Annotated in this window: 16 protein-coding genes; 12 read left to right on the forward strand and 4 right to left on the reverse strand. The window is 70.8% G+C overall.

The window, feature by feature from the left end:
- The first annotated feature begins 166 nt into the window (after positions 1 to 166).
- From thrB to ACH5A8_RS28175, 11 genes are all read left to right on the forward strand, one after another.
- Positions 167 to 1084, forward strand: coding sequence for a homoserine kinase (gene thrB / locus ACH5A8_RS28125; RefSeq protein ID WP_399006531.1), 918 nt, complete (start codon positions 167 to 169; stop codon positions 1082 to 1084).
- A gap of 405 nt (positions 1085 to 1489) precedes the next feature.
- Positions 1490 to 3538, forward strand: a complete 2049-nt coding sequence (gene rho, locus ACH5A8_RS28130) for a transcription termination factor Rho (protein ID WP_399006533.1) — start codon at positions 1490 to 1492, stop codon at positions 3536 to 3538.
- A 390-nt stretch (positions 3539 to 3928) separates the two neighbouring features.
- A complete protein-coding gene (locus ACH5A8_RS28135; protein WP_399006535.1) occupies positions 3929 to 5074 on the forward strand; it encodes an LCP family protein in 1146 nt (381 codons plus the stop codon).
- Positions 5075 to 5282: 208 nt separating this feature from the next.
- Positions 5283 to 5507: a 50S ribosomal protein L31 gene (gene rpmE / locus ACH5A8_RS28140; RefSeq protein ID WP_009190627.1), complete on the forward strand. Its 225-nt coding sequence runs from the start codon at positions 5283 to 5285 to the stop codon at positions 5505 to 5507.
- 115 nt (positions 5508 to 5622) lie between these two features.
- Positions 5623 to 6699: a peptide chain release factor 1 gene (prfA, locus tag ACH5A8_RS28145; protein WP_399006538.1), complete on the forward strand. Its 1077-nt coding sequence runs from the start codon at positions 5623 to 5625 to the stop codon at positions 6697 to 6699.
- Between the two features lie 92 nt (positions 6700 to 6791).
- A complete protein-coding gene (prmC, locus tag ACH5A8_RS28150) occupies positions 6792 to 7631 on the forward strand; it encodes a peptide chain release factor N(5)-glutamine methyltransferase (protein ID WP_399006540.1) in 840 nt (279 codons plus the stop codon).
- 55 nt (positions 7632 to 7686) lie between these two features.
- Positions 7687 to 8334 (forward strand): L-threonylcarbamoyladenylate synthase, encoded by a 648-nt coding sequence (locus tag ACH5A8_RS28155; RefSeq protein ID WP_399006542.1) that lies wholly within the window; start codon positions 7687 to 7689, stop codon positions 8332 to 8334.
- Positions 8331 to 9008 (forward strand): protein-tyrosine-phosphatase, encoded by a 678-nt coding sequence (locus tag ACH5A8_RS28160; RefSeq protein WP_399006544.1) that lies wholly within the window; start codon positions 8331 to 8333, stop codon positions 9006 to 9008. Before ACH5A8_RS28155 ends, ACH5A8_RS28160 begins: the two co-directional genes overlap by 4 nt.
- 138 nt (positions 9009 to 9146) lie before the next feature.
- Positions 9147 to 10385: a serine hydroxymethyltransferase gene (glyA, locus tag ACH5A8_RS28165; protein WP_399006546.1), complete on the forward strand. Its 1239-nt coding sequence runs from the start codon at positions 9147 to 9149 to the stop codon at positions 10383 to 10385.
- Positions 10386 to 10515: 130 nt separating this feature from the next.
- Positions 10516 to 11892, forward strand: a complete 1377-nt coding sequence (locus tag ACH5A8_RS28170; protein ID WP_399006548.1) for an MraY family glycosyltransferase — start codon at positions 10516 to 10518, stop codon at positions 11890 to 11892.
- Positions 11893 to 12081: 189 nt separating this feature from the next.
- Complete coding sequence (locus ACH5A8_RS28175; RefSeq protein ID WP_399006550.1) at positions 12082 to 12750, forward strand: O-methyltransferase; 669 nt, start codon at positions 12082 to 12084, stop codon at positions 12748 to 12750.
- A gap of 12 nt (positions 12751 to 12762) precedes the next feature.
- Here the strand turns inward: ACH5A8_RS28175 and ACH5A8_RS28180 are convergent, their stop codons facing one another.
- From ACH5A8_RS28180 to ACH5A8_RS28195, 4 genes are all read right to left on the reverse strand, one after another.
- Positions 12763 to 13869: an HAD-IIIC family phosphatase gene (locus tag ACH5A8_RS28180; protein ID WP_399006552.1), complete on the reverse strand. Its 1107-nt coding sequence runs from the start codon at positions 13867 to 13869 to the stop codon at positions 12763 to 12765.
- A gap of 17 nt (positions 13870 to 13886) precedes the next feature.
- Complete coding sequence (locus tag ACH5A8_RS28185; RefSeq protein WP_399006554.1) at positions 13887 to 15026, reverse strand: acyl-CoA dehydrogenase family protein; 1140 nt, start codon at positions 15024 to 15026, stop codon at positions 13887 to 13889.
- The gene (locus ACH5A8_RS28190; protein ID WP_399006556.1) at positions 15019 to 15315 is read right to left on the reverse strand and encodes an acyl carrier protein; all 297 of its coding nucleotides are present in this window, start codon (positions 15313 to 15315) and stop codon (positions 15019 to 15021) included. Before ACH5A8_RS28190 ends, ACH5A8_RS28185 begins: the two co-directional genes overlap by 8 nt.
- 103 nt (positions 15316 to 15418) lie before the next feature.
- Positions 15419 to 16267 carry a 3-hydroxyacyl-CoA dehydrogenase family protein gene (locus tag ACH5A8_RS28195; protein WP_399006558.1) on the reverse strand — a complete coding sequence of 283 codons (849 nt, stop codon included), beginning with the start codon at positions 16265 to 16267 and terminating at the stop codon, positions 15419 to 15421.
- A 593-nt stretch (positions 16268 to 16860) separates the two neighbouring features.
- Here ACH5A8_RS28195 and ACH5A8_RS28200 point away from each other — a divergent pair.
- A partial coding sequence (locus ACH5A8_RS28200) for a type I polyketide synthase (RefSeq protein ID WP_399006560.1) occupies positions 16861 to 18659 on the forward strand: 1799 nt, incomplete at its 3' end.

Genomic DNA, 18659 nt, shown 5'->3' on the forward strand with positions numbered 1-18659 from the left:
CCGCATATGCCCCCGCATAGCGTGCGGCACCGCGCCGTCCCCGCGGTCGCGGCCCCAGGGTCCTCACGTCCCTGTCGAACGTCAGCCGAACGTCGGTCGAATGTCCGTCGGATGCCCCGTCGAAAGTCATTCGACCACCCCGCAGTTCAAGGAGAGTCAACGAGCGATGGCCGGTCCAGCGTTCCGCGCCGCCGCCGTCCGGGTGCGCGTCCCCGCCACCAGCGCCAACCTCGGGCCGGGCTTCGACGCCTTCGGCCTCGCGCTGGGGCTCTACGACGACGTGGTCGTCCGGGTGGCCGACTCCGGGCTTCACATCGACATCGCGGGCGAGGGCAGCGAGACCCTGCCGCGCGACGAGAAGCACCTGCTCGTACGGTCGCTGCGCACCGCCTTCGACGTGCTCGGCGGGCAGCCGCGCGGCCTGGAGATCGTCTGCGCCAACCGCATCCCGCACGGCCGCGGCCTCGGTTCGTCCTCCGCCGCCATCTGCGCCGGCATCGTCGCCGCCCGCGCCGTGACCATAGGCGGCGAGGCCCGGCTCGACGAGGCCGCGCTGCTGGAGCTGGCCACCGAGATCGAGGGCCACCCGGACAACGTCGCGGCCTGTCTGCTCGGCGGGTTCACCCTGTCCTGGATGGAGGGCGGCTCCGCCCGCGCGATCAGGATGGAGCCCTCCGATTCCATCGTTCCGGTGGTTTTCGTGCCCGGGAAGCCGGTACTGACCGAGACCGCGCGCGGACTGCTGCCGCGCACCGTGCCGCACGTCGACGCGGCCGTCAACGCGGGCCGTGCCGCGCTGCTCGTCGAGGCCCTCACCCGGCGCCCCGAGCTGCTGCTGCCCGCCACCGAGGACCGTCTCCACCAGGAGTACCGCGCCCCGGCCATGCCGGAGAGCGCGGCGCTGGTGGAGCGGCTGCGGGGGGACGGGATCCCCGCCGTCATCTCCGGCGCCGGCCCCACGGTCATGGCGCTGGCCGACGCGGACAGCGCCGACAAGGTGGAGCGGCTGGCCGGTCCCGAGTGGGCCGCCAACCGGCTGAGCCTGGACCCGCGCGGCGCGAGCGTGCTCCCGCTGTCGGGCTGACACGCGATTGCCGGATTTCGAGAGGGGGAATGTTTGTTGGATCCGGTAGTGTTAATCTCAAGTCTGCACCCGACCCCACCATGGCGAGGTGCTTCGTGTCCCCGTCCGGGACCAACATTCTTCCGGGAGCTCCCCAAGTCGCTCTGTGTTCCGTACGCCGTATCGGGGCAGTACGTCGCACGCGGACGCTGAGCGGTCGACAGGGCACGCTCCGGAACCGGTGCTACCACGCCACGTGACACTCGGTGCCATGTGGATCGTCGGGAAGCGCCGATCACCAGATATCTCTTCCGCCGCGTTGGCGGACCACCGCCCCGGCACGGTCCACAGCAAGGACCGAAAGCCGGACAGCACAACCGGTCGCCGAGCCAGAAGGCCGACGTCCGCTCCAGGGAAGGACCCTTCGTGAGCGACACCACCGATCTGATGGGCGCACGTGTCGAGGAGACCGCTGCCGCGCCCGCCACGGACGCCTCCGCGCCTGCCACCGGTGCCGGCTCCCGGCGGCGCCGTGGTACCGGCCTCGAGGGCATGGTGCTGGCCGAGCTGCAGCAGGTCGCGTCCGGCCTCGGCATCAGGGGCACCGCGCGGATGCGCAAGAGCCAGCTGATCGAGGTCATCAAGGAGGCGCAGGCCGGAGGGGGCGCGGCCCCCGCGAAGACCGCCGCCGGCGACGCCGAGGCCAAGCCGAAGCGCCGCACCACCTCCCGTACCCGCACGGGCGAGGAGGCCGCGGCCAAGAAGACGGCCGAGGCCCCCGCCGCCGAGAAGGCCGTGGCCCAGCAGCAGATCGAGATCCCCGGCCAGCCCGCTGGGAGCGTCGCCCGCGCGAGCGAGGCCGAGCGTGGGGCAGAGGACGCTCCCGTCGAGCGCCGCCGCCGTCGTGCCACCGCCGACGCGGGCAGCCCGGCCGCCGCCGAGACCGTCGCCGCCGAGGCGAAGAGCGAGCCGAAGGCCGAGGCCGCCGCTCCGGCGCAGCAGGGCGACGCCAAGGGCGACGCCGACGGCGGCGAGGGCCGCCGTCGCGACCGCCGCGAGCGCGGCCGGGACCGCGACCGTGACCGTGACCGCGGCGACCGTGACCGCGGCGACCGCCGCAAGGGCGACGACCAGCAGGGCGGCGGCCAGGACGGCCGGCGTCAGCAGCAGGGCCAGCAGCAGGGCGGCGGCCGTCAGGACCGCCAGGACCGCAACAACGGCCCGCAGGACGACGACGACTTCGACGGCGGACGCCGTGGCCGTCGCGGCCGCTACCGCGACCGCCGTGGCCGCCGTGGCCGCGACGACGTGCAGGAGCCGCAGATCGCCGAGGACGACGTCCTGATCCCGGTCGCGGGCATCCTGGACATCCTCGACAACTACGCCTTCATCCGGACCTCCGGCTACCTGCCCGGTCCGAACGACGTGTACGTCTCCCTCGCCCAGGTCCGCAAGAACGGCCTGCGCAAGGGCGACCACATCACCGGTGCGGTCCGACAGCCGAAGGAGGGCGAGCGCCGCGAGAAGTTCAACGCGCTGGTCCGCCTCGACTCCGTCAACGGCATGGCGCCCGAACACGGCCGCGGGCGGCCGGAGTTCAACAAGCTCACCCCGCTGTACCCGCAGGACCGGCTCCGTCTGGAGACCGACCCGGGCGTGCTGACGACCCGCATCATCGACCTGGTCTCGCCCATCGGCAAGGGCCAGCGCGGTCTGATCGTGGCCCCGCCGAAGACCGGCAAGACCATGATCATGCAGGCGATCGCCAACGCGATCACGCACAACAACCCCGAGTGCCACCTGATGGTCGTCCTGGTCGACGAGCGTCCGGAAGAGGTCACCGACATGCAGCGGTCAGTCAAGGGCGAGGTCATCTCCTCGACCTTCGACCGCCCGGCCGAGGACCACACCACCGTCGCCGAGCTGGCCATCGAGCGCGCCAAGCGCCTGGTGGAGCTGGGTCACGACGTGGTCGTCCTGCTGGACTCGATCACCCGTCTGGGCCGCGCGTACAACCTCGCCGCCCCGGCCTCCGGCCGCATCCTGTCCGGTGGTGTCGACTCCACGGCCCTGTACCCGCCGAAGCGCTTCTTCGGTGCGGCCCGCAACATCGAGGACGGCGGTTCGCTGACCATCCTCGCCACCGCCCTGGTGGACACCGGGTCCCGCATGGACGAGGTGATCTTCGAGGAGTTCAAGGGCACCGGCAACATGGAGCTCAAGCTCGACCGCAAGCTCGCCGACAAGCGCATCTTCCCGGCGGTGGACGTGGACGCGTCCGGTACCCGTAAGGAAGAGATCCTGCTCGGCGCGGAGGAGCTGGCGGTCGTCTGGAAGCTGCGGCGGGTGCTGCACGCGCTCGACCAGCAGCAGGCCATCGAGCTGCTGCTCGACAAGATGAAGCAGACGAAGTCGAACGTCGAGTTCCTGATGCAGATCCAGAAGACGACGCCGACGCCGGGCAACGGCGACTAGTCGTCCCGCCCGGTGGCCGTGCGGCCGCCGGCCGCTCGTCGGGTGCGGGTGAGTCGTGGCTGGTCGCACGGCTCCTCGCGCCTCTGACGAGCAGTGCGCGCACTCGACCGGTTGGGCCGCCCCCGTCCTTGTGACGGGGGCGGCCCTTTTCCGTGTCCGAGAGGTTTGACACAGCGATCGGAGTGCCGGGAGCACAGGACCCTGTGCAACCCTTTGGCCCGTTGTGCCGTCTGAAGGTGCGAGCGACTAAGCGGTGCCCGGGGGACTTCTCCGGACTTCCCCCGCGAGCGAAGTGCGAGGCTCGGGGGTACTCGCGAACGAGGACGGACACACCGGAGCCCGACCCCGCACACAGGGGGTAACCGACCGGATACGAGAGCTGAGGAGCGCATGTCCGCCGAGAGCACGCCGGACCCGGCCATACCGGGGGAGACCGGCTCCACGAGCAGCAGACGACAGGCCGCCGCCAAGGGCCGCCGCCGCAAGCCCCCCACGGGACGGCACCGGGCGCTGACGGCCACCGCGTGGACCGCGGCGGGGATCGTGGTGCTCGGCGGCACGGGCGCCGGCTACCTGTACTTCAAGCTCAACGACAACCTCAAGACGGTCGACATCAACCAGGCCCTCGGCACCGACCGGCCCACCAAGGCCGACAACGGCTCCGAGAACATCCTCGTCCTGGGCTCCGACACCCGCGCCGGCGGCAACAAGAAGCTGGGCGGCGGCACCGACGACGGCAGCGCCCGCTCCGACACGGCGATGATCGTGCACGTGTACGAGGGCCACAAGAAGGCGAGCGTGGTCTCCATACCCCGCGACACCCTCGTCGACCGCCCCGAGTGCACCGACGCCAAGGGCGACGCCCACCGGGCCGCGCACGGCGTGATGTTCAACGAGTCCTACGGCACCGGCGGCGCGGCCTGCGCCGTGAAGACCGTGGAGTCGCTCACCGGGCTGCGCATGGACCACTACCTGGAGGTCGACTTCAGCGGCTTCCAGAAGCTCATAGACGACCTCGGCGGGGTCCAGGTCACCACCACCAAGGCCATCCACGACCCCAACAGCCACCTGGACCTCACCGCCGGCGCCCACACCCTCGACGGACGGCAGGCCCTCGGCCTGGTCCGCACCCGGCACGGCGTCGGCGACGGCTCCGACCTGGGCCGCATCCAGCTCCAGCAGGCCTTCGTCAAGGCCCTGCTCACCCAGGTCAAGCAGGTCGACCTGTTCGGCAACCCGAAGAAGCTCTACGACCTCGCCGACACCGCCACCAAGGCCGTCACCACCGACTCCGAGATCGGCTCGGTGAACTCGCTGATCTCCTTCGCCGACGGCCTCAAGGGCATCGGCGCCGGCCAGATGCACATGATCACCATGCCGGTGCAGTACGACACCGCCGACGCCAACCGGGTCGTCATCGACGAGGCCAAGGCGAAACTGGTGTGGAACGCGCTGAAGAACGACCGGCCGATCCCGTCGAGCGCCACCGAGGGCACCGCCACCGGCGAGGCCAAGAACGTCGTGAGCTCCGCCTGAACCGTCGTCCCCGCGCCGGCGGCCGGCCGTCGGCGCGGGCCGCGACGCCCCGCGCGGCCGGCCGTGGGCGGGCCTCGGGAATACCTCGGACCGCCCCCCGGTTTTGGGGGATGGCGCCAGTCCTGGCAGACTGGTACGTCGGCCCCGGTTCACGCTCCCGCATCCCGCGGACGGCGACCCGGCGCCCTCCCGGAACCTAGGAGACACCTTGAAGCGCGAGATCCACCCCGAGTACGTCGAGACGCAGGTCAGCTGCACCTGTGGCGCGTCGTTCACCACCCGCAGCACCATCGAGTCCGGCACCATCCGGGCCGAGGTCTGCTCCGAGTGCCACCCGTTCTACACGGGCAAGCAGAAGATCCTCGACACCGGTGGCCGTGTGGCCCGCTTCGAGGCCCGCTTCGGCAAGGCTGCCGCCGGCTCCAAGAAGTAGCGAGCCCCTCTTCGCCGGTCCACGGCCCTGCCCCCTCGCGGGGCGGGCCGGGACCGGCGTTTTTGGTCGCTCGCCTTCCCCTTACCAGCAGTACAGGCAGTACAGGAGCCGAAAGATGTTCGAGGCCGTCGAGGAGCTCGTCGCCGAGCACGCCGACCTGGAGAAGAAGCTCGCCGACCCGTCGGTCCACTCCGACCAGGCCAACGCGCGCAAGCTGAACAAGCGATACGCCGAGCTCACCCCGATCGTCGCCACGTACCGCTCCTGGAAGCAGACGGGCGACGACATCGAGACCGCGCGCGAACTGGCCGCCGATGATCCGGACTTCGCCGCCGAGGTCAAGGTGCTGGACAAGCAGCGCGAGGAGCTCACCGAGAAGCTGCGCCTGCTGCTCGTCCCGCGCGACCCCAGCGACGACAAGGACGTCATCCTGGAGATCAAGGCGGGCGCGGGCGGCGACGAGTCGGCGCTGTTCGCCGGCGACCTGCTGCGCATGTACCTGCGCTACGCCGAGCGCGTCGGCTGGAAGACCGAGATCATCGACGCCACCGAGTCCGAGCTCGGCGGCTACAAGGACGTCCAGGTCGCGGTGAAGACCAAGGGCGGCCAGGGCGCCACCGAGCCCGGCCAGGGCGTGTGGGCCCGGCTGAAGTACGAGGGCGGCGTGCACCGCGTGCAGCGCGTGCCGGCCACCGAGTCCCAGGGCCGTATCCACACCTCCGCCGCGGGCGTCCTGGTGACCCCCGAGGCCGAGGAGGTCGACGTCGAGATCAATCCGAACGACCTGCGCATCGACGTCTACCGCTCCTCCGGGCCCGGCGGCCAGTCCGTCAACACCACCGACTCCGCGGTGCGCATCACGCACCTGCCCACCGGGGTCGTCGCCTCCTGCCAGAACGAGAAGAGCCAGCTGCAGAACAAGGAGCAGGCGATGCGTATCCTGCGCTCCAGGCTGCTCGCGGCCGCGCAGGAGGAGGCGGAGAGGGAGGCCGCGGACGCCCGCCGCAGCCAGGTCCGCACCGTCGACCGCTCCGAGAAGATCCGTACCTACAACTTCCCGGAGAACCGCATCTCCGACCACCGCGTCGGCTTCAAGGCGTACAACCTGGACCAGGTCCTGGACGGCGACCTCGCCGCGGTGATCCAGGCCTGCGTCGACGCGGACTCGGCCGCCAAGCTCGCGGCCGCGTAAGGCACCCGCAGACGGCACGAAGCACGAAGCACGAGCACCGGAGGACCAGCGTGCAGCAAGAATTCGGGGGGCGCCCCCCAGGCCCCCGCAGCGTGCTGCTCGCGGAGGTGGCCCAGGCCACCCAGCGGCTGGCCGACGCGGGCGTGCCCTCGCCGCGCAACGACGCCGAGGAGCTCGCCGCGTTCGTGCACGGCGTCAAGCGCGGCCAGCTGCACACCGTCAAGGACGCCGACTTCGACGCCCGCTACTGGGAGGTCATCGCCCGGCGCGAGCAGCGCGAGCCGCTCCAGCACATCACCGGGCGGGCCTACTTCCGCTACCTGGAGCTCCAGGTCGGCCCCGGCGTCTTCGTGCCCCGCCCCGAGACCGAGTCCGTGGTCGGCTGGGCCATAGACGCGGTGCGCGCCATGGACGTGGTCGAGCCGTGCATCGTCGACCTGTGCACCGGCACCGGCGCCATCGCCCTCGCCCTCGCCCAGGAGGTGCCGCGCTCCCGTGTGCACGCCGTGGAGCTGAGCGAGGACGCGCTGCGCTGGACCCGCAAGAACGTCGAGGGGTCCCGGGTGGACCTGCGCCAGGGCGACGCCCTGACCGCCTTCCCGGACCTCGACGGCCAGGTCGACCTCGTCATCTCCAACCCGCCGTACATCCCGCTCACCGAGTGGGAGTACGTCGCCCCGGAGGCCCGCGACTACGACCCGGAGATGGCGTTGTTCTCGGGGGAGGACGGTCTCGACCTGATCCGCGGCATCGAGCGCACCGCGCACCGGCTGCTGCGCCCGGGCGGGGTCGTGGTGATCGAGCACGCCGACACCCAGGGCGGGCAGGTGCCGTGGATCTTCACCGAGGAACGGGGCTGGGCCGACGCGGCCGACCACCCCGACCTCAACAACCGTCCGCGGTTCGCCACCGCCCGCAAGGCGCTGCCGTGACCGCGCCCGCCAGGACTTCAAGCCAGCAGTACGTGTACGAGGAGGCCCGCTGACAATGGCACGGCGATACGACACCAACGACGCGACCGACCGCGTGACGGGTCTGCGCGAGGCCGCGTCCGCCGTCCGCCGGGGCGAACTCGTGGTGCTGCCGACCGACACGGTGTACGGCATCGGCGCCGACGCGTTCTCCTCCGAGGCCGTCGCCGATCTGCTCGCCGCCAAGGGCCGCGGCCGCAACATGCCCACCCCGGTGCTCATCGGCTCCCCGAACACGCTGCACGGGCTGGTCACGGACTTCTCCGAGATGGCCTGGGAACTGGTCGACGCGTTCTGGCCGGGCGCCCTGACCCTCGTCGCCCGCCACCAGCCGTCCCTCCAGTGGGACCTCGGCGACACCCGCGGCACCGTCGCGGTGCGCATGCCGCTGCACCCGGTGGCCATCGAGCTGCTCACCGAGGTCGGCCCGATGGCCGTGTCCTCGGGCAACCTCACCGGCCACCCGGCGCCGGAGACCTGCGACGCCGCGCAGGAGATGCTCGGCGACTCCGTCTCCGTCTACCTCGACGGCGGCCCCACCCCCGGCAACGTCCCCTCCTCCATCGTCGACGTCACCCGCGAGGTGCCCGTACTGCTCCGCGAGGGCGCGCTGTCGCCGGAGGAGCTGCGGAAGGTCGTACCCGACCTCGAGGTGGCGAATTGACGGCCCCTGACGCGGGGCGTGGCATAGGCGCCAAGGCCCGGCCGGTCATCCCGGCCCAGCCGGGGCCGCCCGGCGACACCTTCCGCATCCTCCACGTCAGCACCGGCAACGTGTGCCGCTCGCCCATCACCGAGCGGCTGACGCGGCATTTCGTCGCGGACCGGCTCGGCGATCCGGCCGGCGGCGGGCTGATCGTGGAGAGCGCGGGCACCTGGGGCCACGAGGGCGCGCCCATGGAGACCAACGCGGAGACCGTCCTCGCCGACTTCGGCGCGGACTCCTCCGGCTTCACCGGCCGTGAACTGCTCGACGAGCACGTGATCATGGCGGACCTGGTGCTCACCGCGACCCGCGACCACCGCGCCCAGGTCGTCTCCATGGGCCATTCGGCGGGCCTGCGCACGTTCACGCTCAAGGAGTTCACCCGCCTGGTCAAGGCGATAGACCCGGCCACCCTGCCGCCCCTGGAGGACGGCGTGGTCGAACGCGCCCGCGCCCTGGTGCGCGCCGCGGCGGCTCTACGCGGGTGGCTCCTGGCGCCGACCGCTGAGGCCGACGAGGTCTACGACCCCTACGGCGCCCCGCTCCCGTTCTTCCGCTCGATCGGCGACGAGATACACCAGGCGCTGGATCCCGTCGTCACGGCGCTGACGGGGGTCGCGGCGCGGGCCTGACCCCGGGCGGGGCGGACGGCCGCGCGCCGCGGACGGCGCCGGGACGCGGCGTACCCGTGAGGGCGCGACAGCCGCGCGGGGCCCCCGTGCCGGGCCTACATTGGACGTACGTCACCGTCGACCTGTCCGGAGACCACCATGTCGGTCATCCCCGCCCTCGAGGGCGATGTCCTGCTGCGGCAGGACCGCGAAGTGGCCGATCTGCTGCTGGGGGAGTTGGCGAGGCAGTCGACGACGCTGCAGCTGACCGCGGCGGAGAACTTCACCTCGCCGGCGGTCCTGGCCGCCCTCGGCTCGCCGCTGGCGAACAAGTACGCCGAGGGCTATCCGGGCGCCCGCCACCACGGGGGCTGCGAGTACGTCGACGCGGCCGAGCGGCTCGCCGTCCAGCGGGCGAAGGCGCTGTTCGGCGCCGAGCACGCCAATGTGCAGTCGCACTCCGGCTCCTCGGCCGTGCTGGCCGCCTACGCGGCGCTGCTGCGGCCCGGCGACACCGTCCTCGCCCTCGGCCTGCCCCACGGCGGGCACCTCACGCACGGCTCGCCCGCGAACTTCTCCGGCCGCTGGTTCGACTTCGTCGGGTACGGCGTCGACGCCGAGAGCGGGCTCATCGACCACGTGCAGGTGCGCGCCCTGGCCCGCGCGCACCGGCCCAAGGCGATCGTGTGCGGGTCGATCTCCTATCCGCGCCACATCGACTACGCCTTCTTCCGCGCGGTCGCCGACGAGGTGGGCGCCTTTCTGATCGCGGACGCCGCGCACCCCATCGGCCTGGTGGCCGGGGGAGCGGCGCCCAGTCCGGTGCCGTTCGCCGACGTGGTGTGCGCCACCACCCACAAGGTGCTGCGCGGGCCGCGCGGCGGGATGATCCTGTGCGGCAGCGAGCTGGCCGAGCGCGTCGACCGGGCCGTGTTCCCGTTCACGCAGGGCGGCGCCCAGATGCACACCATCGCGGCGAAGGCCGTGGCGTTCGGCGAGGCGGCCACGCCGGCCTTCGCCGCCTACGCCCACCAGGTGGTCGCCAACGCGCGCGTCCTGGCCGCGTACCTGACCGCCGAGGGGCTGGCCGTCACCACCGGCGGCACCGACACCCATCTGATCACCGCGGACCCGGCGCCGCTCGGTGTGGAGGGGCGCACCGCGCGGGGACGGCTGGCCGCCGCCGGCATGGTCCTGGACTGCTGCGCGCTGCCCCACACCGACGCCCGGGGCCTGCGGCTGGGCACCGCCGCGCTGACCACCCAGGGCATGGGGCAGGAGGAGATGGCGCGGATCGCCGTGCTGCTCGGCAAGGTGCTGCGCGGTGAGCTCGACGGGGCGCGGGCACGGGCGGACGTGCGTGAGCTGACCGGGGCATTCCCCCCGTATCCAGGCTGAGGAGGGGTACGCGCACCCGCGTGCACAGCCGTCCGTGCAACCATCGCGGGGTACCCGGCAGTCCTCATCGATGTGCCTGCGGCGCTAGGGTGTGAGGCTGAGATGCCCAGTGAGACTAGTGGGGAAGCCCGTGCGTGAATACCTGCTGACGCTCTGCGTCACGGTCGCGGTGACGTATCTGCTGACAGGGCCGGTACGGAAGTTCGCGATCGTGGCCGGGGCGATGCCGGAGATCAGGGCCCGTGACGTGCACCGGGAGCCCACTCCGCGCCTCGGCGGGATCGCCATGTTCTTCGGCCTGTGCGCGGGCCTGCTGGTCGCCGACCACCTGAACAACCTCAACGAGGTCTTCGCCAAGTCGAACGAGCCACGGGCCCTGCTCTCCGGAGCCGCGCTGATCTGGCTGATCGGCGTCCTGGACGACAAGTTCGAGATCGACGCCCTGATCAAACTGGGCGGCCAGATGATCGCCGCCGGTGTGATGGTCATGCAGGGTCTGACGATACTCTGGCTGCCCATCCCCGGCGTCGGGAACGTGGCGCTCACCCAGTGGCAGGGCACGCTGCTGACCGTGGCGCTCGTCGTCATCACGATCAACGCCGTGAACTTCGTCGACGGCCTGGACGGCCTGGCGGCGGGCATGGTGTGCATCGCGGCGGCCGCGTTCTTCCTGTACGCGTACCGGATCTGGTACTCGTACGGTATCGAGGCCGCCGCTCCCGGAACGCTCTTCGCGGCGATCCTGATGGGCATGTGCCTGGGTTTCCTGCCGCACAACATGCATCCCGCGCGCGTCTTCATGGGCGACTCCGGCTCGATGCTGATCGGCCTGGTGCTGGCGGCCGGCGCCATCTCGATCACCGGCCAGCTCGACCCGGACGCGCTCAACCTGTACGCCGGTTCGGAGAAGGCGGCGGTGCACCAGACGGTGCCGGTCTACATCCCGCTGCTGCTGCCCCTGACGATCATCGCCGTACCGGCCGCCGACCTCATCCTGGCGATCGTGCGCCGCACCTGGCGCGGCCAGTCGCCGTTCGCCGCCGACCGAGGCCACCTGCACCACCGCCTGCTGGAGATCGGCCACTCGCACAGCCGGGCCGTCGTGATCATGTACTTCTGGTCCGCGCTGATCGCCTTCGGGGCGCTCGCGTACTCGGTGAACTCCGCCTCGATGTGGATCGTGCTGGGCGTGGTGTTCCTCAGCGCGGTGGGCCTGGTCCTGCTGCTCCTGCCGCGCTTCACCCCGCGCGTGCCGGTGTGGGCCCAGCGGTTCGTCCCGCCGCGCTACCGGCGCCGCGGCGTCAGCGCCGTCGCGCCGGACTCCGCCACTCCCGCTCTGGTGCCCCCGGCGCCTTCGGCGCACCATGAGCCGCGCCACGCCGGCGAGCCCGGCGAGGCCCCGCAGCACGCGGTGCTCGCGGTCCGGATGCGCACCGCCAACGGCGCCACCGCCGTCGGTCACCGCGCGCGACTGCGGGACGGCCGGGAGGCCGGCACCTCCCGCTGAAGGCTTCCTGAGGGCGAGGGCCCCCACGGACCGGTTCGCCGCCGGACCGTGGGGGCCCTCGTACTGTCGCCCCGGCGACCGAATCCGCCCGGCGACGCGACCGTGTATTCTCGCCCGGCCGAAGCGCATTAACGGACCGAATTCCGTCGGCCCTTGCGCCGCAATCCGCGCGGCCACTATGTTGAGACAGTGGCTGATCAAATCATCTCTGCACCAGGATTAATCCCCTACGTGCGCGACGTGTCATTGCGCGAAGACGAGACATTGCGGGACCTGCGGGAACTGACGGGCGAGCTGCCCATGGGCTCGGCCCTGCAGGTCATGGCGGAGGAAGGGCAGCTGCTCGGCTTCCTGGTGGGCCTGATCGGCGCACGCGACGTGCTGGAGATCGGTACCTTCACCGGCTACAGCACCCTGTGCATGGCCCGCGCCCTGCCGCCCGGCGGGCACCTCGTCACCTGCGACATCAGCGACAGGTGGCCCGGCATCGCGCGCGAGTACTGGGCGAGGGCAGGCGTGGACGACCGCATCGACGTACGCGTCGGAGCCGCCGCCGACACGCTGGCCGGCCTGCTCGCCGAAGGAAAGGGAAACAGTTTCGACTTCGCCTTCGTCGACGCCGACAAAGCGAATTACCGCCGCTACTACGAATTGTCTCTGGAATTGGTGCGGCCGGGCGGACTCATCGTCCTGGACAACACCCTTTTCTTCGGCCGGGTCATCGACCCCGCCGCCCAGGACGCCGACACCGTCGCCATCCGGGAATTGAACCTCTTCCTGCGCGACGACCATCGGGTGGAGATCTCCCTCCTCCCGATGGCCGACGGCATCACCCTGGTGCGCAAGAAGACGCAGTGAGCACCACCGCGGTCAGCGGACCGTACCTGCCGCGGTCGCCGGACGGCCCGCGGCCAGGTCCGGTGCGCTGATCCGGATCGCCGCGTGCCGCTCGCGCCGCGCCGGCACCAGATGCAGCCGCTGCACCTCCCCGGCGCCCGCGGCGGGCAGCCCGTCCCGGCAGCCGCACGAGGCCTCGTCGAAACCGGCGAACCGGTAGGCGATCTCCATCATGCGGTTGCGTTCCGTGGCCCGGAAGTCGGCCACCAGATGCGCACCCGCCTGCGCGGCGTGGTCGATCAGCCAGTTCAGGATGGCCGCGCCCGCCCCGAACGACACCACCCGGCAGGACGTCGCCAACAGCTTGAGGTGCCAGACGTCGGGCAGGGTCCGCAGCAGCAGCACACCGACCGCGCCGTGCGGACCGAAACGGTCCGCCATCGTCGTCACCAGCACCTCGTGCCCGGGATCCGTCAGCAGCTCCCGCAGCTCCGCGTCGGAGTAGTGCACCCCGGTCGCGTTCATCTGGCTCGTGCGCAGCGTGAGCTCCTCGACGCGCGAGAGCTGCTCCTCGCTCGCCCGGGCGATGCGCATCTCCAGCCGCAGCGACCGCAGGAACTCCTCGTCCGGACCGCGGAACGCGGCCTGCTCGGCCTCACGGCGGAAACCGGCCTGGTACATCTGCCGGCGCCGCCGCGAATCCACGGTGACACTCCGCGGGCTGAACTCCGGCAGACCCGCCAGCTGCGCCACCTGCTCCGCGGTGTAGCAGCGGACCTCCGGCAGATGGAAGGCGACCTCGGCGCGCTCGGCGGGCTGGTCGTCGACGAAGGCCACCGTGCCGTGCGCGAACTTCAGCCCCTCGGCGATCTCGCGCACCGAGTCCGACTTCGGCCCCCACCCGATCCGCGGCAGCACGAAGTACTCGGCGAGGCCCAGTTCCTCCAGCTTCGCCCAGGCGAGATCGTGGTCGTTCTTGCTGGCGACGGACTGCAGAACGCCCCGGGAGTCCAGCTCGACGATCAGCTCCCGCACACCGTCGTGCACGCTCACCGCGTCGCCCTCGGACAGCGTGCCCCGCCACAGCGTGTTGTCCAGATCCCAGACCAGGCACTTCACCGTGGTCGGCGCGTCAGACATGGCAATCCCTCCAGGGGTCACGGCGCCGCCGCCACGGCATGCTGCGCCAGGATCAGCTGGCAGATCTCGTTGCTGCCCTCGATGATTTCCATGAGCTTGGCGTCGCGGTACGCGCGCGCCACGACATGGCCGTCCCGCGCCCCCGCCGAGGCCAGCACCTGCACCGCCGTCGCCGCGCCACGTGCCGCGTGCCCGGCACTGACGTGCTTGGCCAGAACCGTCGCCATGACGAGATCGAGGGAACCGGCGTCCCAGCACTCGCTGGCGTGCGCGCACGCCTGGGCCGCGATCTGCTCGGACACGTACAGCTCCGCCAGGTGCCCCGCCACCAGCTGATGCTCGTGCAGCGGCTTGCCGAACTGGATCCGCGAGGCGGCATGGCGCGCCGAGACGCTCCGGCACGCGCGCAGGATGCCGACACAGCCCCAGGCCACCGAGATGCGGCCGTAGGCGAGTGCGGTGGTGACCAGCAGCGGCAGCGGCATGCCCGGACTGCCGAGCAGACTGCCCAGCGGCAGCCGCACCGAGTCGAGACGCACGTTCGCGTGCCCGGCCGCCCGGCATCCCAGCGGGTCGGCGACCCGCTCCACGTGCACCCCGGGCGCCGAGGCCGGCACCACGACGACCGCCGCACCGCCCTCGCACTGCCCGAACACGATCAGCAGGTCGGCGTAGTGGGCTCCGGTGACCCAGACCTTGTGGCCGCTCACCACCACCGAGTCGCCCGACACCTCGATCTTGGTCGTCATGGCGGTCACATCGGAGCCGGCCCCGGTCTCGCTGAAGCCGACCGCGGCCAGCCGCCCGCTCACCAGTTCGGGCAACAAGGCGGCCGACTGGTCCGGATTGGCCAGCCGCTGGATCGTCCAGGCGGCCATGCCCTGCGACGTCATCACGCTGCGGAACGAGCTGCACACACTGCCCGCGTACGCCGTCAGCTCACCGTTCTCGCGGCTGCTGAGCCCGAGTCCGCCCAGCTCACGCGCCACCTGCGCGGACAGCAGCCCTCGCCGCCCGGCCGTGCGCAGCACCTCGACGGGGATCTCGCCGGCCAGGTCCCAGGCCTCGGCGTCGCCGTCGATCAGCTCGTCGACGAGGGCGAACTCGTCGACGAGCCGCTCGGCCGGGGCCGGACCGCCGGCACGCCGGTCAGGCATCGCCGGCCGTGGCCGAGGCGCCGCGCAGCCGAAGGACCAGCTCCGTCATCCGCCGCACGGTGCGGAAGTTGTCCATCTTCAGATCGGCGCCCACGATGGCGACCCGGTACTCCTGCTCGAGATGGACGACGAGTTCCATGGCGAACATGGAGGAGACCAGACCGGACGCGAACATGTCCTGGTCGGGCGACAGTACGACCTTGGTCTTCGTCTCCAGGAACCCGAGCAGCTCACGCTCCACGGTCTCCGGGCTCAACGCGGCTTCCTCGGCGATCTGTTCAGCGCTCACCGCAACACCTTTCAGCTATCGGTCAGGACTATCAGCAGTGCGATCAGCAGTGCGATCAGTGGGGCGATCGGCAGGGTGATCAGTAGGGCGATCAGTGGGGCGATCAGTAGGAATAGAAGCCCCGGCCGGACTTGCGGCCGAGGTGACCCTGGCGGACCTTGTCCAGCAGCAGATCGCACGGCTTGCACGAGGCGTCGCCGGTGCGCTCGTAGAGGACCTGCAGGGAGTCGGCCAGATTGTCCAGTCCGATCAGGTCGGCGGTGCGCAGCGGTCCGGTCGGGTGCCCGAGGCAGCCCTCCATCAGCTCGTCGACCGCCTCCACCGTCGCCGTGCCCTCGCCGACGATCCGGGCCGCCGCATTGATCATCGGATGCAGCAGCCGGCTGGTGACGAAGCCCGGCGCGTCCCGGACGATGACCGCCTTGCGGCCCAGCGCCGACAGCAGCCCGACCACCGCCTCCACCGCACTGTCACCGCTCAGCGGCCCCCGGCTGACCTCGACCATCCGGATCAGGTAGGACGGGTTCATGAAGTGCGTCCCGAGCAATTCCTCGGGCCTGGCCACCGATGCGGCGAGCTCGGCGATCGGGATGCCGGACGTGTTGGAGATCAGCGGAGTCCCGGGCCGCACGGTGGCCGACACCTCGGCCAGCACCTTGGTCTTCGCCTGCGGGTCCTCCACGATCGCCTCGATGACGGCGGTCGCCTCGGCGACGTCCGCCAGGGACGTGGTGGTCACCAGCTCGCCGGGCGCCGTGCCGGCGGGCAGCGCGCCCATCAGCTGCGCATGCCGCAACTGCTGCCGGATCCGGGCGTCCGCCTCCCGCAGCGTCGTGTCGTCGACGTCCACCAGGGTGACGGGGATGCCGTGTCCGAGCACCAGTGTGGCGATCCCCGAACCCATCACCCCCGCCCCGATGATGGCCACTTGACGGGTGGTTGGCTCGCTCATCGTGCCGGGCACACTCCTTCGCGCTCACTGGGCCGATCGGTTGCGGCTGTCAGGACGGCGGACATGCTCAGGTGCGTGGGCCGCTGCCGCGGTCGGCACCGGCGGAGCCGGCGGACAGCACGGTGGGCCTGCTGCGCAACAGAGGGACAGAGGACGGGTGTTGGCTGGGCGGTGGACACGTCCGGAATGAGACGCACCCCGGGGAGGCCGAGAACACCGGAACCATCGCCGTCTACAACTAGGCGGACTGGTCTGCCCGGTGATGCCGGGTCATAGACGCACCGGCTCTCCCCCTTGATCTTCAGGCAACCTAGCACGCCGTCCACGGCGGGTGGAAGAACCGTCTGACGGACGCCCAGGTCGCATAAGGCAATGGTTAGTTGAGCCATTGACAACACTTGTGACCTAGAACACTTCGCAAGTGCAGTCGCGGTGTGGCGCCTCGCCGGACGCGGGTCAGGGATGCGTAGGGGCGGGCAGAACTTCCTTGACTCCGCAACGGCTTGGCGGGTTACAGTGACGAGGCCTTGCAGGTCGTATGTCGGCACGGGTGCGATGTCCGCTTTCGGTGCCAGACGGGGGAACTTCACACCATGTCGGTCGGTGCGCGTGTTTTACTTCACAATTACATCGCCATCATTGGTGTTTCTTGCCGTTTTCCGGGCGTAGCCGGTCCTGCCGAATTCTGGCAGCTACTGCAAGACGGTCGTTCCGTCGTCACCGCAACACGCGGCCGTGATTCGGACGGACGACTCCGCCCTTCTTTGAACGATGCCACGGAAAGTGCTTCCGCACCTTCGGGCGCCTTCCTGGAGAAGGTCGATGAATTCGACCCGGAATTCTTCGGGATATCCCCACGCGAAGCCGCGGCGATGGATCCGCAACAGCGCCTCGCCCTGGAACTGGCGTGGGAGGCGCTCGAAGAATCCGGCATCGATCCGACCGCGCTCGCATCTCGCCCGACCGGTGTCTTCATGGGCGCCATGTGGGACGACTACGCGATGCTCACACACCGTCGGACGCCCCCGGCTGTCGGCCGGCACGCCATGACCGGCCTGGCCCGCAGCATCATCGCCAACCGCATCTCCTACGCCCTTGGCCTGCGCGGACCCAGCATCACCGTCGACACGGGCCAGTCCTCGTCGCTGGTCGCCGTGCACCAGGCGGTCCAGGCGCTGCACACCGGGGAGTGCACTCTCGCACTGGCCGGCGGCGTCAACCTCGCCCTCGCCCCCGAAAGCGCCGACCGCTCCGAAATGTTCGGCGGGCTTTCGCCGGAAGGTGCATGCCGCACGTTCGACGCGCGCGCCGACGGATATGTTCGCGGTGAAGGCGGCGGAATAGTCGTACTGAAGAAGCTTTCCCAGGCCCTCGCCGACGGGGACCGCGTCCTGTGTGTCATCCGGGGAAGCGCGGTGAACAACGACGGCGGCGGCGAGGGACTCACCGTGCCGCACGGCGCGGCCCAGGAAGAAGTCATCGGTCTCGCGCGTGAACGCGCCGGCATCGATTCCTCCTCCGTCCAGTATGTCGAACTCCACGGCACGGGCACCCGTGTCGGCGACCGCATCGAAGCGGCCGCACTCGGCGCGACAATGGGCTCGGAACGCACGAGTGGAAACCCGCTGCGGGTCGGCTCGGTGAAGACCAATATCGGCCACCTGGAGGGCGCGGCCGGAATAGCCGGGCTCATAAAGACCGCATTGTCGATCAGGCACAGGCGCATTCCGGCGAGCCTGAATTTCGAGGCGCCGCCCGCCGATATCCCCCTGGATTCGCTCCAGCTACGGGTTCAGACGACGCTGGGCGCATGGCCCGACGAGGGACGTTCGCTGGTGGCGGGGGTGTCGTCGTTCGGCATGGGAGGGACGAACGCGCACGTCATCCTGGAGGAGGCGCCCGAGCCGGTGGAGGTGCCGGAGGCTGCTGTGGCGTCCGTTTCGGGGGGTGTGGTGCCGTGGGTGGTGTCGGGGCGTGGTGTGGGTGCGTTGCGGGCTCAGGCTGCCGCGTTGGTGTCCCGGGTCGAGGGGGATGCGGGGCTTTCGGTGGCGGGTGTGGGGTGGTCGCTGGCTTCGGGTCGGGCCGCTCTTGAGGACCGGGCGGTGGTGATCGGTTCTTCCCGTGATGAGCTGGTGGCGGGGCTGAACGGTGTGGTGCTGGGTGAGTCGTCACCGGGTGTGGTGACGGGTCCGTCTGCGTCTGCGTCTGCGTCTGCGTCTGCGGTTGTGTCTGGTGGCCGGCTTGCTGTGTTGTTCTCGGGTCAGGGTTCTCAGCGGGCCGGTATGGGCCGGGAGTTGTATGACCGGTTCCCGGTTTTTGCGGGGGCTTTTGATGAGGTGTGTGCGGCGTTGGATGCCGAGTTGGGTGAGGGGGTGTCGGTTCGGGAGGTTGT

This window comes from Streptomyces sp. NPDC018610, assembly GCF_044391765.1.
GTDB lineage: Bacteria > Actinomycetota > Actinomycetes > Streptomycetales > Streptomycetaceae > Streptomyces.

Excerpts from the sequence above, each read along its gene's own strand:
- thrB (WP_399006531.1), top strand. The coding sequence starts at position 167 with ATGGCCGGTCCAGCGTTCCGCGCCGCCGCCGTCCGGGTGCGCGTCCCC.
- ACH5A8_RS28135 (WP_399006535.1), top strand. The coding sequence starts at position 3,929 with ATGTCCGCCGAGAGCACGCCGGACCCGGCCATACCGGGGGAGACCGGC.
- prfA (WP_399006538.1), top strand. The coding sequence starts at position 5,623 with ATGTTCGAGGCCGTCGAGGAGCTCGTCGCCGAGCACGCCGACCTGGAG.
- ACH5A8_RS28155 (WP_399006542.1), top strand. The coding sequence starts at position 7,687 with ATGGCACGGCGATACGACACCAACGACGCGACCGACCGCGTGACGGGT.
- glyA (WP_399006546.1), top strand. The coding sequence starts at position 9,147 with ATGTCGGTCATCCCCGCCCTCGAGGGCGATGTCCTGCTGCGGCAGGAC.
- ACH5A8_RS28180 (WP_399006552.1), bottom strand. The coding sequence starts at position 13,869 with ATGTCTGACGCGCCGACCACGGTGAAGTGCCTGGTCTGGGATCTGGAC.
- ACH5A8_RS28185 (WP_399006554.1), bottom strand. The coding sequence starts at position 15,026 with ATGCCTGACCGGCGTGCCGGCGGTCCGGCCCCGGCCGAGCGGCTCGTC.
- ACH5A8_RS28195 (WP_399006558.1), bottom strand. The coding sequence starts at position 16,267 with ATGAGCGAGCCAACCACCCGTCAAGTGGCCATCATCGGGGCGGGGGTG.